This window comes from Pseudomonas sp. 13B_3.2_Bac1, from assembly GCF_025466205.1.
GTDB classification, from domain to species: domain Bacteria; phylum Pseudomonadota; class Gammaproteobacteria; order Pseudomonadales; family Pseudomonadaceae; genus Aquipseudomonas; species Aquipseudomonas fluorescens_H.
Map to the genome: position 1 here is coordinate 1 of NZ_JANLOG010000153.1, position 1,384 is coordinate 1,384.

Annotated in this window: 1 protein-coding gene and 1 pseudogene; both read left to right on the plus strand. The window is 60.2% G+C overall.

From position 1 onward, the window contains the following. Positions 1-1,143: hypothetical protein (locus NTD85_RS26275; RefSeq protein ID WP_262143613.1), on the plus strand; the 1,143-nt coding region annotated here is incomplete at its 5' end. 1 nt (position 1,144) lies between these two features. After that, positions 1,145-1,384 (plus strand): annotated as a pseudogene (locus tag NTD85_RS26280) (hypothetical protein); the annotation flags it as partial.

Below are 1,384 nucleotides of genomic sequence, written 5' to 3' on the forward strand. Positions count from 1 at the left end.
GTCAGCGATGCGCAGGGCTGGATCGCGCACTTCCAGCAACAAAACCTGCAACCTGACAAGCAATGCTCGCTCAGCAGTCAGGTGCCGGTGCTGTTCAAGGCCAGCCTGGTCGCCCACCAAGGCCTCGGTGCCACCTGGGCTGTGAAACCCAACCTGGTGCAGATCAAAAACTGGGACGCCACTGCCCCCAAACGGATCCCGATACAAGCGCTGTTTTACGACACCTCGCAAACCGGCGCATTGCTCGGCGCACAGAGGGATCAGCGTGATTACTTCACTACCACCGGGGACTGGTTGCCGGTCCTGCGCATGGATCTGCATCAGCCACCCGGCGCGGTGTTTGGCTTCAACCTGCAGGACCAGTTGTACAACGGCTATGAGGTCGCCGCCCGAATGAATGCGCGATACCAGGACGTAGCTGCGTCGTGCGCCAACGAAAAACCCGCCTATTACTGCAACGGCGTTCTGATTCGCGGGGCGGATGCCTCAGCAGGTTTTCATGCGTGGAACCCCAGCCCGAATTCGATTACCCGTAACGGCGTTTCGTTTTCATACGTCCGGGAGGATGTGGGCACTCTCAAGCTGGCGGGCAATCAGGGTTACACGTTCAAGGAGTCCTACGCCCCCACCGGGCATCCCGCGACCTTGCGCTGCTCCTACCCCGCCAATGCGGCTACCAACGGAATTCCCGACAGTTGCCGCGCCAGTTGCGAGTCGCAAAACATCACCACCGTGGAGACATGGCGAGCAAAACACGCCGCCAGTCCGGGTGGCAGTTGCGCCTTCAGCAGCACGCCCGCCGCGTTCCAGCTCAGCATCGCCGTGCGAACAGTGATGACCGCTGCGGCCAGACAAAACTGGAATGAAATCATCATTGCCGCCTGGCCACAGAATATTCCCGAGCAAATCCCCCTCGAATCGCTCTTCTACCTGTCAGGTAACAACACGGCCCTGAACAATGCGAAGTTCATTCAGCGCGATTACTTTCAGCAGACCGCCCGTTACCTGCCGATCGTGCGGATGAATCTGGGTGCCACCGATCACCGTCCATTCATTTACGAAACAGCCGATCAAACCTTTCAGGGCACCTCGACTCAGACCCTGATCAACGGCATCACTCCACGAGCACCCGGGGAGTACTGACATGCGAGTCTGCACGATACGCGTGCTTGGCCTGTTACTGATCCTGTCTGCATGCACCGTTGATCTCCACGCCGCCACCGGCCCGGAAGTGGCCAAGCTGCTCAACACGCGCTATCAGAACACCACGGCCGAATGCGTGGGCGAGCATCCCGCGTACTTTTGCAGCGGCGTACTGCTGCGCGGCAGCGCCGAGGCGGGCGAGTTCTGGACGCACAACGCAACCGCTACCCAGCTCGGCGCC